General features: G+C 46.9%; 18 protein-coding genes. 8 read left to right on the top strand and 10 right to left on the bottom strand.

Going from position 1 to position 19,073, the window contains the following annotated elements; translation table 11 throughout:
• Positions 1 to 151 precede the first annotated feature (151 nt).
• The gene (locus NGM44_RS05130; RefSeq protein WP_253224517.1) at positions 152 to 856 is read right to left on the bottom strand and encodes a DUF305 domain-containing protein; all 705 of its coding nucleotides are present in this window, start codon (positions 854 to 856) and stop codon (positions 152 to 154) included.
• Between the two features lie 89 nt (positions 857 to 945).
• Here NGM44_RS05130 and cueR point away from each other — a divergent pair, with 89 nt between their 5' ends.
• The 3 genes from cueR (at position 946) to cysK (ending at position 3,323) form a co-directional block, all read left to right on the top strand.
• Entirely contained in the window at positions 946 to 1,341 is a 396-nt protein-coding gene (gene cueR / locus NGM44_RS05125; RefSeq protein ID WP_253224516.1) for a Cu(I)-responsive transcriptional regulator, read from the top strand.
• 70 nt (positions 1,342 to 1,411) lie between these two features.
• Entirely contained in the window at positions 1,412 to 2,212 is an 801-nt protein-coding gene (gene dapB / locus NGM44_RS05120) for a 4-hydroxy-tetrahydrodipicolinate reductase (protein WP_253224515.1), read from the top strand.
• Positions 2,213 to 2,393: 181 nt separating this feature from the next.
• Positions 2,394 to 3,323 carry a cysteine synthase A gene (gene cysK / locus NGM44_RS05115; RefSeq protein WP_253224514.1) on the top strand — a complete coding sequence of 310 codons (930 nt, stop codon included), beginning with the start codon at positions 2,394 to 2,396 and terminating at the stop codon, positions 3,321 to 3,323.
• Between the two features lie 74 nt (positions 3,324 to 3,397).
• Here cysK and NGM44_RS05110 read toward each other — a convergent pair whose 3' ends face one another.
• Together NGM44_RS05110 and NGM44_RS05105 are read right to left on the bottom strand one after the other, a co-directional pair.
• On the bottom strand, positions 3,398 to 3,889 hold the full coding sequence (locus NGM44_RS05110; RefSeq protein WP_253224513.1) for a nuclear transport factor 2 family protein: 492 nt from the start codon (positions 3,887 to 3,889) through the stop codon (positions 3,398 to 3,400).
• A gap of 69 nt (positions 3,890 to 3,958) precedes the next feature.
• The gene (locus NGM44_RS05105) at positions 3,959 to 4,618 is read right to left on the bottom strand and encodes an NAD(P)-dependent oxidoreductase (protein WP_253224512.1); all 660 of its coding nucleotides are present in this window, start codon (positions 4,616 to 4,618) and stop codon (positions 3,959 to 3,961) included.
• A gap of 140 nt (positions 4,619 to 4,758) precedes the next feature.
• On the opposite strand from NGM44_RS05105, the gene NGM44_RS05100 reads away from it, so the two are divergent.
• Complete coding sequence (locus NGM44_RS05100; protein WP_253224511.1) at positions 4,759 to 5,124, top strand: helix-turn-helix domain-containing protein; 366 nt, start codon at positions 4,759 to 4,761, stop codon at positions 5,122 to 5,124.
• A gap of 54 nt (positions 5,125 to 5,178) precedes the next feature.
• Here the strand turns inward: NGM44_RS05100 and NGM44_RS05095 are convergent, their stop codons facing one another.
• Positions 5,179 to 5,610 carry an organic hydroperoxide resistance protein gene (locus NGM44_RS05095; protein WP_253224510.1) on the bottom strand — a complete coding sequence of 144 codons (432 nt, stop codon included), beginning with the start codon at positions 5,608 to 5,610 and terminating at the stop codon, positions 5,179 to 5,181.
• A gap of 126 nt (positions 5,611 to 5,736) precedes the next feature.
• On the opposite strand from NGM44_RS05095, the gene NGM44_RS05090 reads away from it, so the two are divergent.
• On the top strand, positions 5,737 to 6,588 hold the full coding sequence (locus tag NGM44_RS05090; protein ID WP_253224509.1) for an AraC family transcriptional regulator: 852 nt from the start codon (positions 5,737 to 5,739) through the stop codon (positions 6,586 to 6,588).
• Between the two features lie 442 nt (positions 6,589 to 7,030).
• On the opposite strand, the gene NGM44_RS05085 is transcribed toward NGM44_RS05090, so the two are convergent.
• The 6 genes from NGM44_RS05085 to NGM44_RS05055 all read right to left on the bottom strand — a co-directional run bounded on the left by NGM44_RS05085 (position 7,031) and on the right by NGM44_RS05055 (position 13,981).
• The gene (locus tag NGM44_RS05085; protein WP_253224508.1) at positions 7,031 to 7,852 is read right to left on the bottom strand and encodes a pirin family protein; all 822 of its coding nucleotides are present in this window, start codon (positions 7,850 to 7,852) and stop codon (positions 7,031 to 7,033) included.
• A gap of 322 nt (positions 7,853 to 8,174) precedes the next feature.
• Positions 8,175 to 9,023 (bottom strand): ABC transporter ATP-binding protein, encoded by an 849-nt coding sequence (locus NGM44_RS05080; RefSeq protein ID WP_253224507.1) that lies wholly within the window; start codon positions 9,021 to 9,023, stop codon positions 8,175 to 8,177.
• Positions 9,013 to 9,888: a nitrate ABC transporter permease gene (gene ntrB / locus NGM44_RS05075; protein ID WP_078254576.1), complete on the bottom strand. Its 876-nt coding sequence runs from the start codon at positions 9,886 to 9,888 to the stop codon at positions 9,013 to 9,015. Before ntrB ends, NGM44_RS05080 begins: the two co-directional genes overlap by 11 nt.
• Positions 9,885 to 11,282 (bottom strand): CmpA/NrtA family ABC transporter substrate-binding protein, encoded by a 1,398-nt coding sequence (locus NGM44_RS05070; protein ID WP_253224506.1) that lies wholly within the window; start codon positions 11,280 to 11,282, stop codon positions 9,885 to 9,887. The genes ntrB and NGM44_RS05070 overlap by 4 nt, the downstream gene beginning before the upstream one ends.
• A gap of 159 nt (positions 11,283 to 11,441) precedes the next feature.
• Positions 11,442 to 12,803, bottom strand: coding sequence for an FAD-dependent oxidoreductase (locus NGM44_RS05065; RefSeq protein ID WP_305884158.1), 1,362 nt, complete (start codon positions 12,801 to 12,803; stop codon positions 11,442 to 11,444).
• Positions 12,804 to 12,823: 20 nt separating this feature from the next.
• On the bottom strand, positions 12,824 to 13,981 hold the full coding sequence (locus NGM44_RS05055) for an acyl-CoA dehydrogenase family protein (protein WP_253224505.1): 1,158 nt from the start codon (positions 13,979 to 13,981) through the stop codon (positions 12,824 to 12,826).
• 263 nt (positions 13,982 to 14,244) lie between these two features.
• On the opposite strand from NGM44_RS05055, the gene NGM44_RS05050 reads away from it, so the two are divergent.
• From NGM44_RS05050 to NGM44_RS05040, 3 genes are read left to right on the top strand one after another with little or no spacing between them, the layout of a single operon-like run.
• Positions 14,245 to 17,124, top strand: a complete 2,880-nt coding sequence (locus NGM44_RS05050) for an SNF2-related protein (RefSeq protein WP_253224504.1) — start codon at positions 14,245 to 14,247, stop codon at positions 17,122 to 17,124.
• Positions 17,124 to 18,134, top strand: a complete 1,011-nt coding sequence (locus NGM44_RS05045; RefSeq protein ID WP_253224503.1) for a nucleoid-associated protein — start codon at positions 17,124 to 17,126, stop codon at positions 18,132 to 18,134. Before NGM44_RS05050 ends, NGM44_RS05045 begins: the two co-directional genes overlap by 1 nt.
• 2 nt (positions 18,135 to 18,136) lie before the next feature.
• Positions 18,137 to 19,072 (top strand): hypothetical protein, encoded by a 936-nt coding sequence (locus tag NGM44_RS05040; RefSeq protein ID WP_253224502.1) that lies wholly within the window; start codon positions 18,137 to 18,139, stop codon positions 19,070 to 19,072.
• The last annotated feature ends 1 nt before the right edge of the window (position 19,073 follow it).

Raw genomic sequence — 19,073 nt, 5'->3', positions numbered from 1 at the left:
AAATAAGCAATAAAGCAAGGATAGTACTGTTTTACTTGGTTTTCGTCAAGCTGTTTTCTTTTATCAAGTCGAACAAAAATCCAATCGGCGATCGCATCATACCGATTGGATTTTTTTATTTATATCCATCAATCATCAAAGAGTGCAGGATTTACTCGCTGATATTTTTGGATTTTAGCCAGTTTTGCATGAGTGTGATCTCGGGATCTTGGGCGTCGATGATGCCTTGTGCCAGATTGCGCATTTGGTCATCCGTGCCGTATTGTAGTTCGATTTTCGCCATTTCGATCGCACTTTGGTGATGTGGAATCATCCCCAGCACAAAAGCAGCATCGGCGTCGGCATGGTGCACCCCTGCCATCATGCGCTCATGTAGTGCCATGTCAGACAGATAGGCTTTGGCGTGGTCGCTCGTCTCATCGGTGCGATCGGCGTCTTTGGCGGTGCTTAGCCAATTTTGCATAAATTCAATCTCCATGCCTTGAGCATCGATGATGTCTTGGGCAAGCTTACGCATGGCATCGTCTTTGCCATATTCTAGCTGGATTTTCGCCATTTCGATCGCGCCTTGGTGATGTGGGATCATGCCTTTGGCAAAGGCAACATCGGCATTGGCGGACTTGGCGGCTACGACCATCGCGTCATGCATGGTGTTCATCGATTGCATATAGGCAGCTGCGTGCGGCGGCATGGCGGCATCGGCGCTGTGATGTGCGTGATCCATCGGCATGGTGCTGCTTTGTTCGGTTGTGGCGGCTTGGCTGTCGGCAGGTTTGGTGCTTTGCTCATTGCTCTGATTGCACGCGGTCAGCAGCAGGGCGGCACTTGTCATCAGTATGGCGGATAAGCGAGTCATGAAAAGCTCCTTTTGTGATGTTTGGGTTGTGATTATCAGTAGATGATGCTAGTATAAACCTTAACCCTATGTCAAAGTCAAGCATCAATATGAATATCAGTCAAGCCGCTGCCATCACAGGTCTGTCCGCCAAGCAAATCCGCGATTATGAAAAAGTAGGACTGCTGCCTGCCACAGCGCGCAGCGGTGCAGGTTATCGCATCTATGGGCACAGCCAGATTGAGCGGCTTAAGTTCATCGCACGCGCACGGCAGGTGGATTTTTCATTGGTGCAGATCCGTGCGTTATTGGCATTACAAGACGATCCGAATCGCAGTAGTAGCATGGTCAAGGCACTGACTTCTCAGCACATCGATGAGCTTAGCCAAAAGATTTGCCAATTGCAACAGATGAAAGACACGCTACAACAATGGCACGATGCGTGTCATGGCGATGCGCGTTCGGACTGTGCGATTTTGCGTTCGTTGGCGCATGATAAAATTTGAATTTTTTTATAAAAATCCTTGTGATTTTGCAGTATAATCAACCCATCAACTCTACAAAAAGGACGCTATTATGACACAACTTAACATCGGCATCATGGGCGCATCAGGTCGGATGGGGCGAATGCTCATTCAGGCGACCTTGGACAATCCAAAATCAGCACTCAAAGGCGCGTTCGTCCGCAGCATCTCAAGCTTGATTGGTGCGGATTCTGGTGAGTTCATCGGTGTGGGCAAGACAGGCGTGCCATTGACGACGCTGAATCTCGATGGCGTTGGTGCGTTGATTGATTTTAGCTTGCCTGAAGCGTTAGATGAAGTATTAGCAGCGTGTGTGGCGCATAAAGTACCGCTGGTGATGGGCGTCACAGGCTTATCAAAAGAACAAGAAGCTAAGCTAAAAGATGCCAGCGAACACATCGCTATCGTCTATGCGGGCAACTACTCAACGGGTGTGAATTTATCCTTAAACCTACTTGCCACCACCGCGCGTGTCTTGGGACTGGATGCAGATGTTGAGATTATCGAGCATCACCACAAGCACAAAATCGATGCGCCATCAGGTACGGCATTGATGATGGCAAAATCTGTCGCTGATGCACGCGGTCAGCATCTGCCGAATGTTTTGGTGCATGGTCGTCAAGGCGCATCCAAGCGTGAGAAGGGCGAGATCGGTATGCACGCACTGCGTGGCGGTGAGATCATCGGCGAGCATACGGTGGAGTTCATCATGGATGGTGAGATCATTGAGATTACCCACAAGGCACAAAGCCGCGCGACTTTCGCCACAGGCGCGGTGCGAGCGGCATTGTGGGTAGCCGAGCAGCCAGCAGGTCTGTATGATATGCAGGATGTGCTAGGGCTAAAGGGCTGATTTCCTATTGTTAAAATCAATCCAAAAACCAAGTTTGTTCATCAAGCTTGGTTTTTTTTGTTTTTTAAGCGCAAAAGCGCATAAGTTTATCAGATTTTGGACTAAGAATTTTTGGACAAATTCCCCAAAAATTTGCTATGCTAACAGCATCAATTAAGCATCATTGCCAAGGAGAATTTGTATGAAAATTGCCAAAAACATCACCGAATTGGTCGGCAACACGCCATTGGTTGAGCTGAATAATCTGACCGCAGGGCTAAAGGCACGCGTGGTCGCCAAACTTGAATATTTTAACCCAGCAAGCTCAGTCAAAGACCGTATCGCGCTTGCGATGATTGATGATGCCGAGAAAAATGGCTTGATCAATAAAGACACCACCATCGTCGAAGCGACCAGTGGTAATACAGGCATCGGGCTTGCACTGATCTGTGCAGCTCGTGGTTATAAGCTTGTCATCACCATGCCTGAGAGTATGAGCCTTGAGCGTCGTGCACTACTGCGTGCTTATGGTGCTGAGCTTGTGCTGACACCAGCAGCTGAGGGCATGGGCGGTGCGATCGCCAAGGCAAATGAACTGGCAGCACAAGATGGCTACTTTATGCCACGCCAATTTGACAACCTTGCCAATCCGCAAGTGCATCGCGAGACTACCGCCGAAGAGATTTGGGCAGATACTGATGGCGCGGTGGATATTTTCGTCTCAGGTGTGGGTACAGGTGGCACGGTGACAGGCGTGGGCGAAGTGCTTAAAGCCAAAAAACCAAGCGTACAAGTGGTGGCGGTCGAGCCTGCTGCATCACCTGTGCTGTCAGGTGGTGAAAAAGGTCCGCACCCAATCCAAGGCATCGGCGCAGGCTTTGTGCCAGCGGTGCTGAACACTGGCATCTATGATGAGATCATCACCGTGGCGAACGATGATGCGTTCAGCGTGGCGCGTGATTTGGCAGCCAAAGAAGGCTTATTGGTCGGTATCTCATCAGGTGCGGCAGTGAAAGCGGCACTGGAGCTGGCGGCTCGTGATGAGAACGCAGGCAAGCTGATCGTGGTCATTATCCCATCGTCAGGCGAGCGCTATCTATCGACGGCGTTGTTTGCCGATTTGGCGCAGTGATTTGGTTGAGCCAAAATCGATAGTTGAGTGTAATAAAAACGCCGTTTGAAATTCATTCAAACGGCGTTTTTTCTTTAAAACATACTGCGACCACTGACGGTTTTTTCAGGCACGGCTTGAATAACATCCCAATGTTCTACGATTTTGCCATCTTTGTCCAAACGGAAAATATCCACAACGGCTTCGCCTTTATCCTGTGCATTCAACTGACTATGTACATGAACCATGACCAAATCCCCTTCGGCAATCACACGTTTGATACTGGCACGAGATTGTGGGTGTCCTTTTAAAAATGGGGCGAATGCGTCAATAAATGCCTGACCGCCATCGGCAACCGTTGGGTTGTGCTGTAAGTATTCTTTGCCAATGTATTTATCTACCGCTTCTTGTACTTTGTGTTGATTAAATGCCAATTCGTAGAAATCCAACACATTGGCTTTGTTGCGTTCAAGCGTGCTTTGGGCAGTTTGTACCGCATGGGCTTGATGTGGCTTGGCTTGTGATGTGGCACAGGCGGTTAGGGCAAGACTGCTTGCTAACACAGCACAGGTCAATAAAGTTTTCATAAATACTCCAATAGGTTGTTTTTAAGCAATGCCATCCAATCCAAACAGATGGCATTTTCATCATCAAAATTATTTACTTGCTACGGTAAATCGTTTAAACAAATGTGCTTTATTTTCCACATCATCGGCAATCGCAATCGCCAAATCCGCCACGCTAATGCCAGCAGGCACATCGCCATTCATCAGCACATCATCTTCGCCCAAACGATAACTGCCTGTACGCTCTTCACTGTAACCGCCTGTTACGCCAAGCAAAGCAGGTGGCGAAATAAATGCCCAATTGACATCACGGCGGTCAAGTAAATCATTGGCAAAGACACGCACTGTATCTGCTAACTCATGAATTTCTTGTGGGAAAGCGGGTGTATCAACCAATTGTACATCTGGGGCAACAAATAGGCTACCTGCACCACCGACTGCCAACAAATATGGCACAGTTGCTGTTTTGGCAGCTTCTAGAATCGCATTTGCACCAGTCAGATAATCTTGGCGGAAATTTGCTGAAGGATAGCTGACTTTAAAGGCACTTACCACCGCATCAAAGCCTTGTAATTGCTTGGCAAAATCAGGCGACAACACATCAACTTGTACCGCTTGCACATTATCCGCTTGTGCCACTTTGTCCGCATTGCGAGCAAAAGCGACCACTTGATGACCACGACTGGCAAGCTCTGCCACAACTGCACTACCAACATAACCTGTCGCACCAATCACTGCGAATTTCTTCATAAGATTACTCCTATTAATAAAAAATTGAATATTTGCTTGATGTAGCGTATTATAAGCAGGTAAATTTAAATAAAGAAGTACTTACAAAAAAGTAAGTATGAAAATAATTTTTTAACTCATTGATATTAAAAGGTTTAAAAATGCAAAAAACCGAAGAATTTCCGCAAAAAGGCTGGGTGTTATCTGCAAAATGCCCATCTCGTGCCATCTTAACTCATCTGACTAACCGCTGGGGCGTGTTGGTCATGCGTGTTTTGTTTACAGGAACGAAACGATTTAGCGAACTTCGCCGTGAAATTGAAGGCATTAGCGAGCGAATGTTGGCTCAAACGCTACAAAATTTGGAACAAGACGGTATGCTCATTCGCAAATCATTCAACACCGTTCCGCCCCATGTGGAATATACGCTGACGGAACATGGTCGGCAGGCAAGTGAAAAAATCGCTGATTTGGTGGATTGGCTAGAAGGGAATTTGGGGGAGATTTTGGCAAATAAACCTAAGTAGGATAAAAATGCCGTTTGATATCCATCAAACGGCATTTTGATTATCAAATATGGATTACAAATCAAATGTTTGCACCACATTCACATGCAAACGCACATCAACATTGCCACGAGTAGCGTTAGAATATGGGCAGACGGCATGGGCTTTTTCAATCAATTTTTTGGCATCATCAACGCTTAAGCCTTCCACCGTGATGGTAATGTCAAGGTCTAAACCGAACGCACCGTCCGCTTTTTGACCAATCCCCACGCCAACGGTGGTGCTGGATTTGGTTGGCTTAATACCCAAAGTCGGTGCCACATGGTTCATCGCACTGTCAAAACACGCCGCATAACCCATCGCAAAAAGCTGTTCTGGATTAGTGCCGACTTTACCGCTGGTATTTTGAAAACCAACCAAATCAAAGCCGATTGAGCCGTCATCTACTTGGGTATGACCATCTCGTCCGCCTGTTGCAGTTGCTGAAGTGTGATAAAAAATTTTCATAATTTCACCTTTATTTTTGTTAATTTAAATTGACGACATCCATCAAGGAATGCGCCCATTATATTGCATTGGTGATCAAGATGCTATACAATTTCTGCAAATTTCTTGCCTAATTCTCCAAAAATTATGTTTTCTACCCAAGAATTTCACCGCCTACTGCGCGCCATTCCGCACAATCAAACCTATCATTCGCCGATTGCAGGTTTGATCATTCATCACAGTGACCGCCCCTTTGACTACGAAAATACCATCCAAGAGCCGAGTATCTGTATCGTGATCCAAGGCGAGCGCAAGATTTGGTTGGGCGATGCGTGCTATGTATTTGATGATGATAAATTTATGTTTTGCCCTGTCAATGTGCCGATTTTTGGGCGGATTGAGCACGCGACAGCAGATGAGCCATTTGTGGTGATGTCGATGAAGATTGATCCTGTGACGGTCGGTCGGATCTTGTCGCAGCACGATTTTGCACCACCATCGCAGCACTTGCCATTTTTTGGGCAATGGCAGCTGGATGCGGATTTGACTTCGGCATTTGAGCGGTTATTACTCTTGCACGAAACTCCAAATGACATCGCGTTTTTAGCACCGCTCATCCAGCAAGAGATCTATTATCGACTGTTAAGCGGTGAACAGGGTGCCAAACTGCGCCAAATGGTCAGCACAGGTTCACACACACAAAAGATCGCCAAAGCCATCGAGTATCTGCGCACGCATTTTGATCAGACAGTGCCTGTTGAGACGCTGGCGGCGCTGTGCGGTATGTCGGTGTCGGGTTTTCATCATCATTTCAAGCAGATCACCACGCTGACACCGCTACAGTACCAAAAATCACTGCGGCTGCTAGAAGCTAAGCGATTGATTTATCAAGAAAACCTGCCCATCTCCCAAGCAGCACATCAGGTCGGCTACGAAAGCCCGAGTCAGTTTAGCCGAGAGTATAAGCGTTATTTTGGGGTGTCGCCAAGCGCGCATTGAGCATATAGGATAAAAAAATCGGTGAAGTCGAAACTTCACCGGTGGAGTGTATTAAGGGCACTGATTTTATTGTTATTATTATAAGTATTATTTATTTTTATTTTATCGCTTTATTTTATTGTTTTTATTATTGTTTCTATTTTTAAATTTTCGTTATTTGTTATTATTCTTAATTGTCGTTATTCAGCTGGCCAATGACCGCTTTTTGATGTTTAATCAATTGTTGTTATCGTTATTTACTTTGGTCAGGTACTTGCCTGTGATCACTGACCTTATTTGTTGTCGTTGCGTGTATTTTATTATGATTAAAAGGCTTGAACAACCGCCAATTTTGAAAATATAAGTTCTAAATTTGCAAACTTGCCAAATTGTAACTCACGGGCAGTTGGCGGCTGTTCTTGGCAATCGGCACTGCCGCGATGACCGATTGCCAAGTGCGGTATCAGACCAGTTTGCCCATCTTGCCACTGTGATAATCATCATAGGCTTGCTGTAGGCGTTCTGGTGTGTCCATCACAAACGGACCGTCGAACAGAATCGGACCTTCTGCGCGTTCACCGCCTAATAGGGCAAACTCCACCGCATCATCGCCAGCGCTCACACTGATCTGATCGCCTGCGCCGAAGATTGCCAAGCCTTCGCTGCCGAGCGTGTCGCCATTTGGCAAAGGCAGGCGACCTTTGGTGACATACAGTCCAAGCTCTTCGGCATCGATGGCAAGATCCACGCTTGTGCCTGTTGGTAGCTTGACATAGGCAAAGACGGTATCGCTGACAGGCTTAAGCGGACCTGCGATGCCATCGACCGTGCCTGCGATGATGCGGATATCGGCGCCGTTTTTATCAAGTGTGGCGATCTTATCGGCGCGGATCGATTGGTAAGTTGGTTCGGCGAATTTTTGATCAGGCGGTAGGCTCGTCCACAGCTGCAAGCCATGACGCGGACTGGTCGGCTGCTCGGCGTGGATGATGCCACGACCTGCGCGGATGTACTGCGAGTCGCCTGCATTGATGGTGTCGCGAAAACCGAAACTGTCACGATGCTCCACGCCACCTTCTAGGATGTAGCTGATCACTTCGATGCCTGCGTGGGGGTGTGGGCGATCGCCGATACCGCGCAAGCCTTTGTGGCTGTAGTGATCGATGAAAACGAAAGGGCCTAATGAGCTGCGAGCCTGCAATGGTAAGGCGCGCCAAAGCAAAATATCGCCATCATCGATGTGTTTGTGCGCGGTGTAAATCGTGGTGAATTGTCGTGTTGTCATGATCATATCCTTAGGGTCTTATGCCCGTTTGTTCTTGTTGATGGATAGTTTACAACCATTTAAAATTGCAAACAATACTCGAATTAACAAGAGTATTTTGCAAAAATGCAAAGTTGGCAATTTGAATTTTTACCAAATAAAATCCACAAACGAAAAAAAATGGCGAAAGGATGAGCTTCGCCAGTTGGAGTGTATTAAGGAGAGTTTTGTTATTGTTATTATTATGTGTTGTTGTTATTGTGATGCACAGTTTACGCCGCTTGGATGACTTGAACAAGTCACATTTTGGCAACTGCAATTTGCAAATTTGCAAAGATAGCCATCACAGTCCATCCCACGCGGTGTGATTGAAATTCACCACTACAGGCTCGGCAGGTCGCTCGCTTTGCTGCTGCAGTGCCTTGCTGCGATGCACCAGAAAATCAAGCAAGTGATTGCGAATCTTATAATAATGTGGATGGTGGTGGATGTTATCACGATGGCGCGGCTTTGGAATGGTGTTCTCGACAATTTCTGCCAAAAACGCACGCGGGCCATTGCTCATCAAAAAAATCCGATCGGCAAGCAAAATCGCTTCATCGATGTCATGGGTGATCATAAATACCGTCTGGTGCGTGTCATCGACGATGTTCACCAGCTCATCTTGAATCACGCCGCGCGTCAAGGCATCAAGCGCCCCAAACGGCTCGTCCATCAGTAGCAGCTCAGGCTGCGTGGCAAAGGCGCGTGCGATGCCGACACGCTGCTTCATACCGCCTGACAGCTCGCTTGGTTTTTTGTCTTTGACCCTGCCAAGTCCGACCATCTCAAGATAAAAATCAATTTTGCTGTTTAATTCGCTTGCTGATAGCGTTGGCGTTTTGGCTTTTAGGGCAAAGCTGATGTTCTCGCCGACCGTCAGCCACGGCAGTAGGGCATGGCTTTGAAAGACCACACCGCGCTCAAGGCTTGGTTTCACCACTTCTTTGCCATTCATGGTGATACTGCCCGATGTGGCATTTTCAAGACCTGCTAGGGCATTTAGGATGGTGGATTTGCCACAGCCTGAATGTCCGATCAGACAGATGAACTCATTTTTGACGATGTTAAAATTGACATTTTCAAAGACATTGTCACCATCGCCGTAGCGTTTGGTTAAGTTTTCGACCGTGATTAAAGGGTTATTCAACATAGCTCACCTTCTTTTGTAGCACGCCAAACAGCATATCAAGCACCATGCCGACAAGACCGATCAACAGCACCGCAAAGATGACATTGGCAAGCGATAAATTATTCCACTGATTCCACACAAAATAGCCAATGCCCGTACCGCCCACAAGCATCTCAGCTGCGACGATCACAAGCCACGCAATGCCCATCGAGATGCGCATCCCTGTGACGATGGTCGGGGCAGCGGCAGGAATGACGATTTTGGTGGCGGTCTGTAGCGGTGATAACTCAAGCGTCTTGGCGACATTACGCCATTCGCGGCGCACAGATGCCACGCCAAAGGCGGTGTTGGTCAGCATCGGCCAAATAGAACAAATAAAAATCACAAAAATGCTCGATGCATTAGAATCCTTGATGGTATAAAGGGCAATTGGCATCCATGCAAGCGGTGAAATCGGCTTTAAAATCTGTACAAACGGTGTGGCAGCAGCCCCCAAAATCGGCGACATACCGATGGCATAGCCAAGCGGAATCGCCACCATCATCGCAAGCAAAAAGCCTAACAGCACTCGCCCGATAGAGTACCCAAGCTGAATGCCGATACCCTTATCGTTTAGGCCGTTATCATAAAAGGGATTAGACAGATGTTTGGCGGCTGTTTGCCCAAAGTCGCTCGGCGTAGGAAATTCGCTCTTTTGGCTTGCGACCAATGCGCCAGGCTCGGTAAATTCAGGAATATCACCCATCAGTACGCTGTACTCAAGCTTGAGCGGGTCGGTCGGTGCATAGACCTTTTGTGGCAAGGTCGCCCATTGCCAGACGCCAAGCGTCGCAAGCACGATGAGCAGGGATAATAGATAGCCTTTGGTTTTGGTTGTCAGTTTCATGCGCTCACCTTTTGACCGATGGCAAAGGAATTGATGTACTCATCAGGACGGCTTGCGTCAAAGTCTTTGCCCATCACGGTGATTTTCGGTTCGTTTTCTTTGACGGTGTAGCCCATTTCTTGCATTTGTTTTTTGGCATCGGTAAGCATAAAGACTTGGTTGGCGATGTCTTGATAATTGATATTTTCGGTCAGATAGCCCCAGCGTTTCATCTGCGTGAGCATCCACACCGCCACCGACTGCCACGGCATGACATCAAAGCCCATGCGATCAGGGAAATCCTGCACATTGCCCACGCCATCGGCAAAGCGTCCCATGATTGACTGGCGCAGCACCAGCTCAGGTTGGTTCAGATAATTGGCAGGGGCAAGCAGTTTTGATAAATCCTTACGAATGCTTGGTTCGTTCGCCATGACATTGGCTTTGATGATGGCGCGGTACATGGCTAGGAAAGTTTGCGGATTATCATTGATAAAGCTTTGGGAAGTGCCGAACGAGCAGCACGGATGCCCCAACCAAATATCGCGGCTTAGGGTGTGAATATAGCCTGCCTTATCCCACACGGCGCGTTGGTTGAACGGCTCAGGACCAAAGAAACCATCGATGTTGCCTGCTTTGAGATTGGCAATCATATCAGGCGGCGTGGTCAGGCGCAGTTTGACATCTTTATCAGGATCAAGCCCATGCTCGGCAAGGAAATAGCGCAGCAAGTAGTTGTGAATCGAATGCTCAAATGGAATGGCAAAAGTAAAGCCTTTCCAGTTTTTCGGATCGCGATTGTTGGCGTGCTTAAGTGCCATGACCAAGGCTTGACCATTGGTGTTTTGAATGGCGGCGACTTTCATGTCCTGCTTGGCAGAACCAAGACCTAAGCTGATCGCAAGTGGCATCGGAGCAAGAAAATGCGTCGCATCAAGCTCACGGTTCATCATCTGATCACGCACCAGTGCCCAGCCTGCGCGCTTGTGTAGATTTGCCTTGACGCCTTGCTCTTCATAATAACCTAAGGGGTCAGCCATGATGAGTGGCGTTGAGCATAGAATCGGCAAAAAACCGATATCGACGCTTTTTTTCTCAGGCTTAAGCACATCTAAGGCGGCGGCTTCTTGCAGGCTTGCAATCGGCAAAATGCTGGCAATGGCGGCAAGTGCGGTGCCTTTGCCGACCGATTTTAAAAACGCGCGGCGTGTCGGCTCATGTGGCAAAATCGCCTTGACCAGTGTCGCTTCGATCAAATCGGTATTGGTATGCTCGATGCGGCTGTCTGCTTGGACATTGGCAAAGCGATCATCAAGCTGCAGATGGCTGTCGCACTCAGCTTGGCTGACATGCTTGCCGCAAGTGCAGCCAAGGCTCAGCGGCTTATCATCAAAAGGGCGAAAAATATTTGGCATAATCTTAGAATTTTTTAATTTATAAAAGAAAACCAGCCTTGATCAGACGATGGTTTTCTTGTTTGGATGTTTAATTGTGGTTGTGGCTGTTATTGTAGTCAGCTTTTTTGGCAAAGTGACTGTGCCAAATTGGCATAACCATAGGCTTGTGTCAGCTGCTTAGCGTTTTAGCTCGATTTTCGCCGTCACTTGCCCGTTTGTCTCTTGGGTTAGGATAAATAAGGCGTCCGTTTCTTCTGCTACTTGCCATGCTTGATTTTTGTCAATCGTACCTGTGACTGAGACAATGATGGACTTGGTCTTTAGGCGCACCAAAGGCGGTTTGTGCTGATAGCCTGTGTGCGGCAGTGACAAAATCTCATGGCAAATAGCGGCGGCTTGTTCGCGCAGTGGGGCGACGAAGCGGCAAGGCTTGCCATCAATCACAATACAGTCGCCGATAGCGAAGATGTGCGGGTTAGAAGTCTGTAGCGTGCGCTCATTGACCACGATGCCGTGCGGTGTGTGTTCGATGTTCGCCATGCGCGCCAAGCGATCATCCAGCACAAGACCTGTGCACGCCACCACTTCATCGGCACTGATGGTGCCATCATTGAGCATAAGCGTATAGCCGTGATCGATTTTTTCAACGCCTTGAAGTGTGATGCCACCGCGATAATCGATGCCGATGCCTGTGAGTGCATCGCGGACTTTTTCGCCTGCCTGTCGCGGCAGGATTTCTGCCAAAGGCAGTGCATCACGGCACAGCAAAGTGACGCGATGACCGGCTTTGGCGATGTCTTCGGCAAGCTCAGCCCCGATCATGCCAGCGCCGACGATGGCGATGTGCTGATTGGGCTTGGCGGATAATTTGGCTTGCAAATCGGCAAACATATCGATGTGATTGATGCGCCAGACCTTATCAGCAGGCAGGCTTGGCGGCAGAAACGGTGTCGCGCCTTGTGCGATGACCAAGTGGCGATAGCTAAAGTTACCCCGCGTGGTGCGCACGATTTGTGCATCACTGTCGATGCCTGTGGCAAAGGTGTGGGCGACTAGGTGGATGTTGAGCGTTTTGGCAAGGTCGCTTGCTTTTTTGGTGATCAGCACATCAGGGGTTTTGTTTTGGCTGATGGCGATCGACAGCTGTGGCTTCATATAGCGATCGCCACTGTCGGCTGTGATGAGTGTGATCGGCAAGCAGTCATCAAGCTTACGCAAAGTCTCGATCACCGTCCATGCTGCCGTGCCACCACCGATGACGATCACGCCATTGTCCGAGCATGGCTTGGCGGCGACCGCGAAAGTTTCGCGCTGCACAAAAGGCTCAAAGTCGCGCTTGGTCACGCCACACAGTGGACACATCCAGTCATCAGGAATGTCTTCAAAGCGTGTGCCAGCAGGCAGTCCACCATCAGGATCGCCTGTTTTTTCATCATAAATCCAACCACAAGCGCGGCACAGATACTGTCGCCATGCACCGCGTCCATCGGTTGGATTGCCGTCTTTGTCCATATTGACGCTTGCTAGAATTTCGCTCATGAATCTCCCCTTGTCATCGTTTAGGCAGGCGACACATCGGTCAGCAGCTGCTGTGACAGACTGCGCAAGTGTTTGATGGCAGGCGTGACGATTGCCACAAAATGCGCTTCACGGATGCGACGCTGTGGCGCGGCGGTCATCAGATAGCCTTTTGCGCCTTGGTGCAGTAGGGCAGCTTGCGTGGCTTTGAGTGATAATTGTGCCCCTTGGATGCGCGTGTCTAGCACATCTAAGAAAAAGGCTTTGCTGCTGTCAAATGGCGTGGTAGCAAGGCTTAAAGTCTGCGCCACAAGCTTATCAAGGCTGTTTTGTAAATCGCCTGCTTGGTCTTCTAGGTATTGATTGACATGACCTAGGGCAGGTTCGGCGGCGATGATGTCATTGATCGCACCTTGGATGATGCCAGCACCGATGCCCAGCTGCATCAGCACAAACGCCCCACGAATACGCTCAATAAAGGCTTTGGCAGGGTCGGCGATGATGGTCTCTGTCGGCACAAAGTATTGATTAAGATTTATTTGCCAAGTGCTTGAGCCTTCCATACCGCTAAAGGTCGGGCAGGCGTTCAGTTGCCATTGTCCACGGCGCGCTTCATCAAATTTAAGTAAGAAAAATACATCTTTATTCTCACCGTCCACACGAGCGATGGCACCGCAGTATTGGTTCGGCGCAATGTGGCTAATCCATGGCAGTGTACCTGACACTACATAACCGCCATCGACTTTGGTCGCTCGCAAAATCATCGATTCGATATTGGCAAAGGTTTTCATTGGATTGGACAATGCCGTACCGCCAAAGCTGTCGCCCACGATATGGCTTGGTAGGATATTCGCCTTTAAAGCGGCATTCTCTGATTGGTCAAGATACAGACCGCACACTTGATGGCACCATGACAAAAAGCCTGTCGTACCGCAGACTTCCCCAATCTTGGCAGTGGCAAGAATGGCATCACCAAAGCGGCTTCCTTGGCTAGACAGATGCGCCGAAAACGCCCCAAGGCGTGCCAGCTGTGCCATCTCAGCCGTCGGATAATAGCCCTTGTCAATGGCGATGGGGTCAAGCGATTGGCGTGCGGTTTCGCCGATGTTTGTCAAAAATTCATCATGCTGCCAAACATCGATACTGCCGATGGCATTTGGTGAGATGGTGTCAGCAAAATAGGTGCTCAAGTGTTTCATAACAAACCCAACATTTGCGGATAATCCATTGAATATCCATAAACAAAAAATAAAACGATTATTATAAATCAAACCGTCAATAGATTTCTTATTCTGTTTTTGACTAAGAATAGGTATTTATGAGTGCATTATCTGGATGGTAATACACATAAGCCTTAATTCGACTATTGAATTGCTCGTTCGTCAGGGTGCGAAGCGTGGTTGCTTTTCTATGTCTGAATGTTTATGATAGCACCATCTGCAAACCAATTTATTGATAAGCAATGAAACAAATATTTTTAACGCCTCATCAATCAAAATATTATGCCTGGCTGCTCACCCGTCAGGCACAAAGCGGCAGCATGGATTCGCTGGCAAGCACTTTGGTTGATTCGCAAGTGGATTTGAATCCGCATCAGGTTGATGTCGCTTTGTTTGCCTGTCAGAATCCTTTGTCGAAGGGCGTGATTTTGGCGGATGAAGTTGGTTTGGGCAAAACCATTGAGGCAGGCTTGGTGATTTTGCAGCGCTGGGCAGAGCGCAAGCGCCATATTCTGATTATCACCCCCGCCAATCTGCGCAAACAGTGGCATCAAGAATTGCAGGAAAAATTCGGTCTGCAAGGCATGATTTTGGAAGCCAAAAGCTATAATGCCGCCAAAAAAGAAGGCGGCAACCCTTTTCGCCAAAATATGCCGATTATCTGTTCCTACCAATTTGCCAAAGCCAAGGCACAAGACATCAAGGCAATCGGCTGGGATTTGGTGGTGATGGACGAAGCACACCGCCTGCGTAATGTGTACAAAAAAGGCAATGTCATCGGCAAAGCCTTGCAAGAAGCACTGGCAGATGTTTCCAGTAAAGTCCTGCTCACAGCTACACCTTTGCAAAATTCCCTGCTTGAACTTTACGGCTTGGTCAGCATGATAGATGGGCGTATTTTCGGTGATTTGGAGAGCTTCCGCAGCCAATTCGGCACCAGAGCCACCGAGCAAACCTTGGCAAGCCTGCGCCAGCGCTTAAATCCCGTGTGCAAACGCACCTTGCGCCGGCAGGTTCAGGCTTATGTTCCTTATACCCAACGCCTTGCCATCGTGCAAAGATTCACGCCATCCGATCAGGAGCAAGCCTTCTCTTCACTGGTTGCCGACTATCTGCGCCGTCCAAATCTGCAAGCCATGCCCGAAGGTCAGCGACAGCTGATTTCTTTGGTGTTGTGGAAATTGCTTGCTTCCAGCAGCCGTGCCATTGCAGGTGCCTTGGATACCATGAGCAAGCGCTTGCAAGGCGTGTTGGACAAATCTAAGCCACAAGATTTGGTGGAAATTCTCGATGAAGACTATGAAAGTCTCGATGAAACCGCCGAAGAATGGGAAGAAGAAACCGAGCCGAATATCCTGAGCAAAGACCAATACCAAGCCATTGCCGATGAAATCGAAGAACTCAAACACTTCAAACACCTCGCCGAAAATATCCGCGAAGACGCCAAAAGCCGTGCCTTATTAACCGCACTTGAGCGTGCCTTTGCCGAACTCTCCCGCTTGGGTGCCGCACAAAAAGCCATTATCTTTACCGAATCCAAGCGCACGCAAGATTATCTGCTGCAATGCCTGTCTGAAACGCCTTACGCAGGCGAAAACGGCGAAGGCATCGTTTTGTTCAACGGCAGCAACAGCGATGAAAAAGCGCAAAAAATCTATAAAAACTGGCTCAAACGCCACGAAGGCAGCGACAAAATCACCGGCTCCAAAACCGCTGACACCCGCGCCGCACTGGTGGAATATTTCAAAGAGCAAGGCACGATTATGATTGCCACCGAAGCGGGCGCAGAAGGCATCAACCTGCAATTTTGCTCGCTCATCATCAACTACGATTTGCCGTGGAATCCGCAACGCATCGAACAGCGTATCGGTCGTTGTCATCGTTACGGGCAAAAGCACGATGTGGTGGTAGTCAATTTTGTCGATGAAAGCAACGAAGCCGATGCCCGCGTGTATGAACTCTTGGAGCAAAAATTCCAACTCTTTAACGGCGTATTCGGCGCCAGCGACGAAGTATTGGGCGCCATTGGATCGGGTGTGGACATTGAGCGGCGCATTGCCGATATTTACCGACATTGCCGTCTGCCCGAAGACATTAAAGTAGCTTTCAATGAGCTACAACGTGAACTATCGGATGAAATCAACCAAAACATGGTTAAAGCCCGCCAAACCCTGCTGGAAAATTTCGACGAAGAAGTGCGCGACAAACTGCGCATCCGTGACCAAGAAAGCCGTGATGTACTCAAAAAATACGAACGCATCCTGCTGGATTTAACCCAAAGCGAATTGGCAGAACACGCCGATTTTGATGCAGAAGGGTTTACGCTCAACAGGCTGCCTGAAAACCTTTCAGGCAGCCTAGGCACCGTTGCGTTAGGGCGTTACGAGCTGCCGCGCAAAAGCGGTGAAGCCCATCTTTACCGCATGGGCCACCCCTTGGCGCAAGCCATCATCACTCAAGCCAAAAACCGCGCCTGCCCAAGCGTGCGCCTGCAATTTGACTATCAGGCACACGGCAGTCGCATCAGCACGCTGGAAGCCTATCGCAGTCAAAGCGGGCAGCTTGCCGCCAAACTCATCAGTATCAGTGCATTAAACGACACCGAACAGCATCTGCTGATCGCCGCCGTTACCGACAGCGGCGAAGCCTTGGCAGCCGACGACCCCGAAAAACTCTTGAAACTGCCCGCCCGTGTGCTTGGTGCAAGCGCACAAACAAACATTCAGACGGCCTTATCCGCCGATATCGACCGCCGCCGCCAACAACTGCAAAACGACGCCATCAATCGCAATCTGGGCTACTTTGAGCAGGAAGTACAAAAACTCGACGACTGGATGGACGACCTCAAGCACGGCTTGGAGCAAGACATCAAAGAAACCGACCGCGAAATCAAAGAAGCCCGCCGCACCGCTGCCACCGCCGCCACGCTGGAAGAAAAGCTTGCTTGGCAGAAAAAACAGCGCGAACTGGAAAACAAACGCAGCAAACAGCGGCGCGAACTGTTTGACAAACAAGATGAAATTGAAAACCAACGCAACTGGTTGATTGAAGAGCTGGAAGAGCAGTTGAAACAAGAGGTGGATGAAGAAGAATTGTTTTTTATTGAGTGGGAGATGAATTGATGAATACCTTGTTAGATTTAGGTGCAGCGAAAGTAAAAAAAGTAATAGTACATCATGTGGGGAATAAGTTTAGAGATGAGGGGGTGATGTTATCTGATGCGGAATCAGAGCATGATGCAACTCTAGATGATCTTTTGCTTAAATTCTTTTTAGCCCCAGTTGTAAATAGTGAAAATGAATACTTATTAAATCATGAGTCTGATATTAATTTGAATCTGATTAAACATTATTCATCGTTAGTATTTAAAGATGAAAATGAATTTGTTGCCGCTTCAGTAGCTGTAGCGAAGCATTTATATATATCTTCAACCCATCCCAATATTGGTGGGGGGGAGTTTATTGAAATATTGTATGATGGAATAAGGATAAATGATTTAGAAATTCAAGCAATTGGGTTGTTTAAAATTGAAGCTAAAAATAGTTATTTAGATATCAAAAATAATCACCATGCAATTAATATCGTTGAAAAAAAAGGCATTTCTGTTGATTCTATTCAAAAAGGAGCGGTGGTTTTATCGGTTGATAATACGGTGTTTATTGTGGATAATCTTGGAAAGAAAACAAAATATTGGCTTGATAGTTTTATAAAAGCTATTCCTAAAAATACAACAAAAAAATATGTGCAAATTTTAGGTTCTGTTACTAAGGCTATAGCAAATAAGATAAGTTTACCACAAGAACATTTAAATTTTTCTGAAGCATTGGCTAATGAAGATATTTTATCTATTAACAAGTTGAGAGAAATATCTAGCCCATTTATTGAAAAAAATAACTTTGATTCTATAGTGGATGGGATAGGTGTTAAAAGTGGTTTAGTAGTTGATGCTGATTTTTCGGTTGAAGCACAAAAATTATCAAAGCAAGTTAAGCAAGTGATATCTAAAACAAGCATATCTAAAGGCGTAAACATTGTAGTGACAGAACCAGATTTGAAAATATCATCTATTGATGTGCAAGATACTGAATTTGGTTTAAGAGCTATTATTGATATTAAGAAAGAAGGAGTGTAAAGATGTCAGGTGAAAATTCTAAAAAATCTGGAGAGATTGGTGAAAAACTTGCATCAGCTTTGTTGGAAAAGATTGGTTGGCAACATCAAATTCACAATATTTCTATTAGTTGTAATAATAGTAGTCATATAAACGCTTCAGGCAACCAAAAGAAAAGCCATGGGGATGATATTGTTTATATATATAACAATCCATTTCATGACGAAACTACAGTGGTTGTTCATATTTCTGTCAAAAATAAGAGCAAAGGATATCCTAAAACAGCAACAGCCATTAGTAAAGAGTTTAAAGAGCACATTGAAGAGCTTAAGGAGCTTATTCAATGTGCAAAATATAATCCAGAAATAAATTCCTTTCTTAATGCATTTGGGGCTAAGGTTAATGTAAAGCACATTGGAGTTTTGGTTTGGTTACATAATGATAAAGATAGTCTTGATAGAAATATTTTACCAACTATCGCTAAGTCTAGGCTAAATTTAGATGGGGATACGCCTTATTATGTCATAGATAGTGGCAGAGCGAGCTTTCTTTTAAAAGTTATAAATGATTTGTCAAATAAATCAAACGGAAATTATCAATTTTATTACCCTAAAATTGGAACATATATTTTGGTTGATTCGGATAGGAAGGGAAAATTCCTGCCTATTGAACTAATATCATCGGATATTATTACTGCTGTTGTTGATGTTGATGGTAAAAATAAATTCTACCTATATAGTCGGGAAGGTTTTGATGAGTTGACTTGTAAGAATATGATTGCTTATGCGTTAAATTTTTCGGCAGGATTAGTGAATGAGATTTATGTTGGGTTTCCTGATTACAATCCAACACAAGATGATATTATTGTTAAACAGGTGAATTTTTCTTTTAAAGAAAGAAGTGAGAAAATTCAAGTGTTCTCTTATAATGAATCAATTTTAAATTTATTTCAGGGGTAAG

This window comes from Moraxella sp. FZFQ2102 (assembly GCF_024137865.1).
Taxonomy (GTDB): domain Bacteria; phylum Pseudomonadota; class Gammaproteobacteria; order Pseudomonadales; family Moraxellaceae; genus Moraxella.
The sequence above is the reverse complement of the archived record's forward strand: the minus strand, read 5'-3'. Positions and strand labels throughout refer to the sequence as shown.